General features: G+C 65.0%; 9 protein-coding genes and 1 pseudogene. 5 read left to right on the top strand and 5 right to left on the bottom strand.

Annotation, left to right across the window (positions count from 1 at the left end; genetic code table 11):
- Nucleotides 1-295: 295 nt before the first annotated feature.
- A complete protein-coding gene (locus tag WAN71_RS18415) occupies nt 296-1,336 on the top strand; it encodes a M23 family metallopeptidase (RefSeq protein ID WP_422226712.1) in 1,041 nt (346 codons plus the stop codon).
- A 66-nt stretch (nt 1,337-1,402) separates the two neighbouring features.
- Complete coding sequence (locus WAN71_RS18410) at nt 1,403-1,963, top strand: hypothetical protein (protein WP_422226709.1); 561 nt, start codon at nt 1,403-1,405, stop codon at nt 1,961-1,963.
- Nucleotides 1,964-2,031: 68 nt separating this feature from the next.
- Here WAN71_RS18410 and pcrA read toward each other — a convergent pair whose 3' ends face one another.
- Nucleotides 2,032-4,377, bottom strand: coding sequence for a DNA helicase PcrA (pcrA, locus tag WAN71_RS18405; protein WP_422226708.1), 2,346 nt, complete (start codon nt 4,375-4,377; stop codon nt 2,032-2,034).
- Between the two features lie 199 nt (nt 4,378-4,576).
- On the opposite strand from pcrA, the gene WAN71_RS18400 reads away from it, so the two are divergent.
- Nucleotides 4,577-4,882, top strand: coding sequence for a chorismate mutase (locus WAN71_RS18400; RefSeq protein WP_422226707.1), 306 nt, complete (start codon nt 4,577-4,579; stop codon nt 4,880-4,882).
- Nucleotides 4,883-4,953: 71 nt separating this feature from the next.
- Nucleotides 4,954-6,618, top strand: a complete 1,665-nt coding sequence (pgi, locus tag WAN71_RS18395; RefSeq protein WP_422226706.1) for a glucose-6-phosphate isomerase — start codon at nt 4,954-4,956, stop codon at nt 6,616-6,618.
- A 71-nt stretch (nt 6,619-6,689) separates the two neighbouring features.
- On the opposite strand, the gene WAN71_RS18390 is transcribed toward pgi, so the two are convergent.
- The 4 genes and pseudogenes from WAN71_RS18390 to WAN71_RS18375 all read right to left on the bottom strand — a co-directional run bounded on the left by WAN71_RS18390 (nt 6,690) and on the right by WAN71_RS18375 (nt 8,734).
- Nucleotides 6,690-7,439, bottom strand: a complete 750-nt coding sequence (locus WAN71_RS18390) for an SDR family oxidoreductase (protein WP_422226705.1) — start codon at nt 7,437-7,439, stop codon at nt 6,690-6,692.
- Nucleotides 7,440-7,452: 13 nt separating this feature from the next.
- Nucleotides 7,453-7,926 carry a zinc finger domain-containing protein gene (locus tag WAN71_RS18385; RefSeq protein WP_422226711.1) on the bottom strand — a complete coding sequence of 158 codons (474 nt, stop codon included), beginning with the start codon at nt 7,924-7,926 and terminating at the stop codon, nt 7,453-7,455.
- Between the two features lie 147 nt (nt 7,927-8,073).
- Nucleotides 8,074-8,316, bottom strand: a pseudogene (locus WAN71_RS18380) (DNA-formamidopyrimidine glycosylase family protein); the annotation flags it as partial.
- Between the two features lie 16 nt (nt 8,317-8,332).
- Complete coding sequence (locus tag WAN71_RS18375) at nt 8,333-8,734, bottom strand: phage holin family protein (RefSeq protein ID WP_422226704.1); 402 nt, start codon at nt 8,732-8,734, stop codon at nt 8,333-8,335.
- Nucleotides 8,735-8,863: 129 nt separating this feature from the next.
- Between WAN71_RS18375 and WAN71_RS18370 the strand changes: the two genes are divergently transcribed.
- Nucleotides 8,864-8,998: diiron oxygenase (locus WAN71_RS18370; RefSeq protein WP_422226710.1), on the top strand; the 135-nt coding region annotated here is incomplete at its 3' end.

Here is an 8,998-nt window from a genome sequence, read left to right as displayed (position 1 = left end):
TCTTTCGCCTGATATTCGAAAAGATCCATGGGCTCACTTCTATGTGTCGGCCTGTATGTCAGCGAACCGGTTTTCCGATGCCCGCTTGCGGGAACTGTATCGACACGGCCGGGAGGTTCCGTCGGCGGCATCGGTGGATGTGGCAGATCTCACCGCACCACCTGAAGTGATTCAAATCACAATCTACGACGGATTTCCGGCTCGGCTTGCCACGCGCTGCGCTCGGCGGTTAACGTCTCAGGGTCCAGATAACGCTTTGGTTACGGTCCGAGGGACAATCAGCTTGACCCAGCTCATGCCCGCACGGTTTCCTGCGCCACGAGGCGCTCGGCAATCGCGCGACCGCGGGTCTGAGTTCGACCGCAACGAAGTCACCGACATCATCCCGTTCAATGAGTTCGGCAACCTCGATGACCTGGACTTTAGCGACAATTCCGCCTTCAACAAGGAAGCGCAGGTCCTGCGCGCACCCGAGCTCGATGACCTGGACGACACCGACAACCTCGCGGTCCTGACGCTGGCCGGCCCCAGTGAAGTGCAGCCGAGCCCAGAAAGCTCTGCGCGCCGTATCGACCCGTACCGGTATGAGCTGCGCAGCCGTCGAAACGATTCGGATCCGATCGCGCGCCGCGGGCAGCATCGCAAGGAGCTGACTGGACCGGCGCGAGGCCGGGTGTTGATCGGCGCCATGGCCGCCGGCGCTGCGGCCGCGGCCGCGCACTCCGCCACTCACACTTCTGATCACTCCAAGGCCCAGACGGTGCTCGCCGCCGACGCGGCGACCATGAATGGCGGCGCCATCAGCACCTCGGCGCGCGGGATGCAGATGGTTACCGTGCAGCCTGCCGCGAACGTCGCCGTGCACAACGCGGAGCTGGCCAAAGGCGTCGCGTTCGCCCAGGAGCGCGCCCAGCGCGAGGCCCGCCTGCAGCAGCCACTGTTCGTCATGCCGACCAAGGGCATATTCACCTCGGGTTTCGGCTACCGCTGGGGTGTGCTGCACGCCGGTATCGACCTCGCGAACTCGATCGGCACCCCGATCAGGGCGGTATCCGACGGGGTTGTCATCGACGCCGGCCCGACCGCCGGTTACGGAATGTGGGTCAAACTGCGCCACGCGGATGGAACGGTCACGCTCTACGGTCACGTCAACACCACGATGGTTAGCGTGGGCCAGCGCGTGATGGCGGGCGACCAGATCGCCACCATGGGCAACCGTGGCAATTCCACTGGCCCACATCTGCATTTCGAGGTGCTGCTTGGTGGCACCCAGCGAATCGACCCGGTGCCGTGGCTGGCCAACCGGGGCCTGTCCGTCGGCACTTTCGCCGGTTGACCGTTGACTGATCCGAACTACCCCGCACCACGCGATCCCCCGCCGACCCAGCCGCCGAGCGGACCAATGCGTGCCGACAGGGCTCCTGAGGGCCCGCAGAGTGCGCCCCAAACGCGGATTATCCGCCGAGCGCCGACTGGACCGCTGCCGCAGATGGCGGACGACGCCCACACCACCCACATCCCGCGCCAACCACCGCCGTCCCGCTACGTTGCCCCGAGCCAGCGGCCCCGTACGGCGAGCACGCTGTCCGGTGAACCCAGCAGCGCGACGGCGGTGGCGGCCGCCGCTGTCACCATCGTCAGCGGTTGGGCGACCTCGGTGGTGGCAACCGACCTGATCGCAGGCTGGTGGAAATCCGACCGCCTGTTCTGCGTCGCGGTGGCGTTTCTCGCGTTCGTGTTCGCGCTGGCGACGATCTGCGGCGTGATCCAGCTGCTGCTGCGGCGGTCCCTCGGCCGTTACCTGATCGTGGCCGGCGCCGTGATCGCGCTATTGACCTACGGCGGCGTATTCATCGCCGGCGCACGTGTTGCCTGGATCGTGCACGCCCTGCCCTTGCTACCGGTTTCCAGTGCGGTGCTGGCGCTGCTCCCACGCACCAAAGACTGGCTGCTGGACGACTGAGCGTCAACCGGCCCGGACCGGTCTGGTGCCTGGCTTGGCCCGTGCCGCGCCGTGCCTAATTGCCGAGGCTAAAGCTTGCTGACCGGGGCGTGGTTGTGCATCAGCTTGACCCGCCCTGAGCTGCCGAAGTCGATCAGCGACATCGCCGATTCGCCGACGCCGGAAACCTCTTCCACCCGGCCCAGGCCGTACTTGTCGTGGGTCACCCGGTCACCGGGTTCGAGCACCAGCAGCGGGCGCTTGCTCGCCGAGGCACGAGCCGGCGACGGGCGCGGCGAGCCGAATCGTCCGGCACCGCTGACCGGCGCGCTGAACGACGGCGTGGGGTCGACGCGCCGCCAATCGATGAGTTCCTGCGGGATTTCCCGCAGGAACCGCGACTCCGGGTTGAGCATCGGCTGTCCCCACGACGACCGCACTTTGGCCCGGCTGACATAGAGCCGCTGACGGGCCCGGGTGATCCCGACATAGGCCAGCCGCCGTTCCTCAGAAAGCTCGCCTGCGTCGCCCAATGCCCGCATGTGCGGGAACATGCCGTCTTCCCAACCGGTCACGAACACCACCGGGAATTCCAGGCCCTTCGCGGTGTGCAATGTCATCAGCGTGACCACACCGGCGCTGTGCTCGGGGATTTCATCGGCGTCGGCGACCAGCGACACCCGCTCCAGGAACTGCGCCAACACACCGGTGTCCGGCACGTCTTCATCATCGGGCGTGTCGACAGTCTCGTCCAGCGCCTCAGCGTTCTCCAGGTCGGTGGCGAATTCGTGTGCGACGCTGACGAGTTCGTTGAGGTTGTCCAGCCGGGCGAGGTCTTGCGGGTCGGACGAGGATTCCAACTCTGCGCGATATCCGGTGCGGTCCAGCACCGCCTCGACCAGCTCCCCGAGCTCGCCGTCGAGGCGGCCGCGCAGATCGTCGAGCATCTCGACGAAACCCGCAATCGCCTTGGCAGACCGAGTGTTAAGCATCGGCACCTTGCCTTCGGCGGCGGCCTCGAGCGCGTCGGCGAAACTGGAACCGGTGTTATCGGCGTACACCGTCACGCAGGCCTCGGCCCGGTCACCGATACCGCGCCGCGGCGTGTTGAGGATGCGTCGCATGCTGACCGCGTCGCCCGGGTTGTCCAGCACCCGAAGGTAGGCGACGACGTCGCGAATCTCCCTGCGCTCGTAAAACCGCACGCCCCCAACGACTTTGTACGGAATGCCGGCGCGAATGAACACCTCTTCCAACGACCGCGACGAGTTGTTGGTGCGGTAGAAAACGGCCACGTCGTTGTAGGTGAGGTCGCCACCCGTGACCAGCGCGTCGATCTCCTCGGCGACGAATCTTGCCTCGTCGTGCTCGTTGTCGGCGACGTAGCCGACGATCAGCTCGCCTTCACCGGCGTCGGTCCACAGCCGCTTCTCCCGGCGTCCCGAATTGCGCGAGATCACCGAGTTGGCCGCCGACAGGATGTTCTGGGTGGAGCGGTAATTCTGTTCGAGCAGGATCGTCGTGGCGTTGGGATAATCGCGCTCGAAGTCTTCGATATTGCGAATCGTGGCGCCGCGGAACGCATAGATCGACTGGTCGGCGTCGCCGACGACGCACAACTCTGCCTGCGGCACGCCGTCGGGGTCGTCGCCGGCGTCCCCAACGTGGTAGCCGACCAGTTCGCGCACCAGCACGTACTGGGCATGGTTGGTGTCCTGATACTCGTCGACCAGGATGTGCCGGAATCGCCGACGATAATGCTGGGCGATCTGCGGGAAGGCCTGTAGTACCGCGACCGTCTCGCCGATGAGGTCGTCGAAGTCGAGTGCGTTGGCAGCCCGCAGCCGGTGCTGGTATTCGGAGTAGACGGCGGCCACCGTGCGCGACAAGTCGTCGGCGTGGTCGGGGGAGTCGGGGTCGGACAGGTTGGCCATCGCCTGCTGCGGGTCGATCAGCTCGTTCTTCAGGTTGGAGATGGCGTTGGCCAACAGCCGCGGCGAGTAGCGCTTGACGTCGAGGCCCATGTCCTTGGCGATCATCTGCAACAGCCGGCGCGAATCGTCGGCGTCGTAGATGGAGAAGTTGGAGTTGAGCCCGTCGATCAGCGATGCCTGGTTGCGCAGAATCCGCACGCATGTCGAGTGAAACGTGGACACCCACATCGAGCGTGCTCGCGGACCGACCAGCGCCACCACCCGTTCCCGCATCTCCGCGGCGGCCTTGTTGGTGAAGGTGATGGCCAGCACCTGACCGGGGCCGACGTCGTGGGCGGCCAACAGGTATGCGATGCGGCGGGTCAGCACGGCCGTCTTGCCGGAGCCCGCGCCTGCGACGATCAGCAGCGGCGAGCCCTCGTGCAGCACCGCCTGACGCTGTGGCGGGTTGAGGCCGTCGAGGAGTTGATCTGCGTCGGACTCGGTAGCGTGCACACTCATGACTTTCCAAACTTACCGCTGTTCTGCGACACCTTTGCGCTAGCAGGCCCTTAAGTGGCACACTCAATTCGTGCTCAACATGCAGCGTCGATTTTTCTACGGGTACCGGCCAGCGGTGCCCGTGGTCTAGCTGCTTCCCAGAGCCCCGCGGTCCGCTTCCGGATCCGGGGCTCGTCTCTTGTGTGAGGCCCGATACCGGATGAGACCACGACCCCCACACAACGAGAATCCGGAGTCTGAAATGTCCATCGAAGCCGAACAACTCACCGATATCGATGACCTGCGCCAGGAGATTGACCGGCTCGATGCCGCGATTCTGGCCGCGGTCAAGCGTCGTACCGAGGTATCCCAGGCAATCGGCAAAGCCCGGATGGCCTCTGGCGGCACCCGCTTGGTGCACAGTCGCGAAATGAAGGTCATCGAGCGCTACAGCGAGCTTGGTCCAGAGGGCAAGGACCTGGCCATGCTGCTGCTACGACTGGGCCGCGGCCGACTCGGCCACTGATCCACCCCGGTTAGCAGCTCGTTCACCTCGCCTTCAACCCGGCCCTGGCCAACCTGACTAGGGTCGAAACCATGACTGTGGTTGAACAGATCCCCGACATCTCAGCGGCCCCGGCCTGGAACGCCCTGCACAAGCATCACCAGCAGATCGAGGCGACGCACCTGCGCCAGTTCTTCGCCGACGATCCCGACCGCGGCAGCGAGTTCACCGTCACCGTCGGCGACCTGTACATCGACTACAGCAAACATCGCGTCACCCGCGAGACCCTGAAACTGCTCACCGACCTGGCCCGTGCTGCCCACCTCGAGCAGCGTCGCGACGAGATGTTCGCCGGCGTGCACATCAACACCTCGGAGAACCGCGCGGTGCTGCACACCGCGCTGCGGCTGCCGCGGGACGCGAAGCTGATTGTCGACGGGCAGAACGTGGTTGAGGATGTGCACGCGGTGCTCGACACGATGGGTGACTTCACCGACCGGTTACGCAGCGGCGAGTGGACCGGCGCCACCGGGAAACGGATCAGCACTGTCGTCAATATCGGAATCGGAGGTTCGGACCTCGGACCGGTAATGGTTTACCAGGCGCTGCGTCACTACGCCGACGCCGGCATCTCGGCCCGGTTCGTCTCCAATGTCGACCCCGCCGACCTGATCGCGACGCTAGCCGACTTAGACCCGGCTACAACGCTTTTCATCGTCGCCTCCAAGACGTTCTCCACGCTGGAGACGCTCACCAACGCCACCGCAGCCAGGCGCTGGCTGACCGACGCACTCGGCGACGACGCGGTGGCAAAGCATTTCGTTGCCGTCTCGACCAACAAGAAGCTGGTCGACGAGTTCGGCATCGACACCGACAACATGTTCGGCTTCTGGGACTGGGTCGGCGGACGCTATTCGGTCGACTCGGCGATCGGGCTCTCGGTGATGGCCGCGATCGGCCGGGATGCTTTCGCGGACTTCCTGTCCGGGTTCCACCTCGTCGACGAGCATTTTCGGACCGCACCGCTGGAATCCAACGCGCCGGCACTGCTCGGGCTGATCGGGCTGTGGTACTCGAACTTCTTTGGCGCACAGTCGCGTGCGGTGCTGCCGTATTCCCACGACCTGGCGCGGTTCGCGGCGTACCTGCAGCAGCTGACGATGGAATCCAACGGCAAGTCAACCCGCGCCGACGGCACCCCGGTTGTCACCGACACCGGTGAAATCTATTGGGGTGAACCAGGAACCAACGGACAGCACGCCTTCTACCAGTTGTTGCACCAGGGCACCCGTTTGGTGCCGGCCGACTTCATCGGTTTCAGCCAACCGACCGACGACCTGCCCACCGCCGACGGCACCGGCAGTATGCACGACCTGCTGATGAGCAACTTTTTCGCGCAGACCCAGGTGCTGGCATTCGGCAAGACGGCCGAGGAGATCGCCGCCGAAGGCACGCCCGCTGACGTGGTGCCGCACAAGGTGATGCCCGGCAACCGACCGACCACATCCATTCTGGCCACTAGGCTCACCCCGTCGGTACTGGGCCAGTTGATCGCCCTTTACGAGCATCAGGTCTTCACCGAAGGCGTGGTGTGGGGCATCGACTCATTCGACCAATGGGGCGTCGAGCTGGGTAAGACGCAGGCCAAGGCGCTGCTGCCGGTCATCACGGACGACGCATCGCCGGACAAGCAATCGGACAGCTCGACCGACGCGCTGGTGCGCCGCTACCGGACGGAAAGAGGGCGCGCCGGCTAGGTCTACGCCGAGCGTGAACTCATTGCGAAAAAATCTCCAAACATTCGCAGTGGCTTCACGTTCGGCGAAGGCTAGGCGAAACGCTTGGCCAGCGACGGCGGCAGTACCCGCATCAGCTGCACCATCGGCGCCCACGGCCACCACGGCACGGCGGCCCGGCCCGGCTCGCGCTCGATGGCGGCGACCAACGCCTTGACCCCAGTTTTGTTGTCCACCATGAATATTGGCCGCTGCGATTTGGCGGTCATCTCCGACTCGATATAGCCCGGCTCGAGGACTGACACCTTGATCGGACCGTCGGCGTATTCGGCGCGCAGCGATTCACCCAGCGATCGCACCCCGGCCTTGCTGGCCGCGTACGCCGCCTTCACGCCGGGCACACCCTTGGCGCCGAGCACCGAGGAGATCAGCACCAGATGCCCCGAGCCCTGCGCCTTGAACATCTGTAGCGCGGTTTCGATCTGAACCAGCGCAGCCACCAAATTGGTTTCGATCGTTGCCTTGTTGGCCCACAGCTTGCCTGAGCCCAACGGCGCGCCCTTGCCGATACCGGCGTTGACGATCACCCGGTCGATGCCGCCGAGTGCGTCGGATAACTCGGCGAACACTTTCGGCACCTGTTCGTGGTCATTGACGTCCAGCGCCGCGACGGCGACGGCGATGCCCGGATACTGTTGCGACAGTTCCGTTTTGAGCTCGTCGAGCCGATCGGTGCGACGAGCGCACAGCGCCAGGTTACGCCCCTTGGCCGCGAACGCACGGGCCATCCCGGCGCCCAGGCCGGAGCTCGCACCGGTGATGAGGATCTTCTGCCGAGTCACCCGCGCAGCATAGCTACTTGAGCAGACGCGACATGCGTCGGTCGGCCAGCACCTTGCCGCCGGTCTGACAGGTCGGGCAGTACTGAAACGACTTGTCGGCGAACGACACTTCCCGCACGGTGTCTCCGCATACCGGACACGGCAAGCCAGTGCGCGCATGCACCCGCAAACCCGAGCGCTTCTCCCCCTTCAGCGTGGCGGCCTGCTGACCGACCGATCGGCTGACGGCGTCGGTCAGCACCGACACCATCGCCTCGTGCAATGCGGCCAGCTGTCCGTCTGCGAGTTTCCCCGCGGTGGCGAACGGCGAAATCTTGGCGACGTGCAGGATCTCGTCGCTGTACGCGTTGCCGATGCCGGCGATCACCTTCTGGTCGGTGATGACGGACTTGATCCGGCCGGTATTTCCAGCCAGCAGGTCGGCCAGGTCGTCGGCGGACAGTTGCAATGCGTCCGGCCCGAGCGCGGCGATGCCGGGTACCTGCATCGGGTTGTCGACGAGCCAGACCGCCAGGCGCTTCTGGGTGCCCGCCTCGGTGAGGTCGAAGCCCGGCGCCTCGCCGGGCGTACCAAGATGAACGCGCAGTGCAATCGGGCCTTTGCCCGGCCGCAGCGGTGCGGCGGCCAGCTTGTCCGACCACCGCAGCCAGCCGGCCCGGGACAGATGGGTGATCAAAATCAGCTCGCCTGCCCGCAAACCGAGATATTTGCCCCACCGGTCGGCGCCGGTAACGGTCAAGCCGTGCAGCGCGTTGATCGGCGGGTCAAAGGTCTTGAGCACCGAGAACGCGACGACGTCGACGCGCCCGACGGTCCTGCCGACGGCATGGCGACGCAGGTGGTCGGCCAGCGCTTCGACTTCGGGCAGTTCAGGCATGCAACCAGTGTGCCGGTCAGCGCCGAGCTGTGCGCCTCACGTCACGAACCACCAGCGACAGCACCCAGCTGACGATCGACAAGACGATCGCGGCCCAGATCGCGGTCCACCAGAAGTGGTCGATCGCCAGGCCCCAATGAGTGGTGTGAGCGGTGATCCACGCCGTGAGCATGAGCATCAGCCCGTTGATGACGATGTGGATCAGGCCCAACGTGAGGATGTAGAGCGGGATGGACAGGATCTGCACGATCGGTTTGATGAACGCGTTGACCAGACCGAAGATCACCGCGACCACGAAGATGATCCCGACCCTCTGCAGCCTGGTGTCGCCGCCGACGAAGCTGAGCCCATGAACGAAAAGGGTGACCACCCACAGGGCAAATCCCGTCAACGCGGCGCGGATGAGAAACGGTCCCATTCGGGTGAACCTACTCCGGCGTGGATCGCAACGACCGAGAACTAGTCGAAACCACCGGTACCCGGTACCATGGGTATTGACATCTTCACTCCATGCTCCCTACCGTGACGCAATGAGGAGGAGCGCGCCATGACTAGTGCGGTGAAGCCGACTGGGACCAGTCGTGAAGAGTTCTCCGAACGGCTGCTCAAGGGATCGGTCAAGAAGTCCTACGCGCCGGTCGTCGACATCGACTGGGACGCGCCGCTGGACCCGGACAAGTTC

Origin of the sequence: Mycobacterium sp., from assembly GCF_049280035.1 — a bacterium.
In the GTDB taxonomy this organism is placed as follows: domain Bacteria; phylum Actinomycetota; class Actinomycetes; order Mycobacteriales; family Mycobacteriaceae; genus Mycobacterium.
Note: the sequence above shows the minus strand (reverse complement) of the source record. Positions and strands in the feature narration are given on the sequence as shown.

Coding starts and splice junctions, on each gene's coding strand:
- pcrA (WP_422226708.1), bottom strand. CDS start 4,377: ATGAGTGTGCACGCTACCGAGTCCGACGCAGATCAACTCCTCGACGGC.
- WAN71_RS18400 (WP_422226707.1), top strand. CDS start 4,577: ATGAGACCACGACCCCCACACAACGAGAATCCGGAGTCTGAAATGTCC.
- WAN71_RS18385 (WP_422226711.1), bottom strand. CDS start 7,926: ATGCAGGTACCCGGCATCGCCGCGCTCGGGCCGGACGCATTGCAACTG.
- WAN71_RS18415 (WP_422226712.1), top strand. CDS start 296: ATGCCCGCACGGTTTCCTGCGCCACGAGGCGCTCGGCAATCGCGCGAC.
- WAN71_RS18375 (WP_422226704.1), bottom strand. CDS start 8,734: ATGGGACCGTTTCTCATCCGCGCCGCGTTGACGGGATTTGCCCTGTGG.
- WAN71_RS18410 (WP_422226709.1), top strand. CDS start 1,403: ATGCGTGCCGACAGGGCTCCTGAGGGCCCGCAGAGTGCGCCCCAAACG.
- pgi (WP_422226706.1), top strand. CDS start 4,954: ATGACTGTGGTTGAACAGATCCCCGACATCTCAGCGGCCCCGGCCTGG.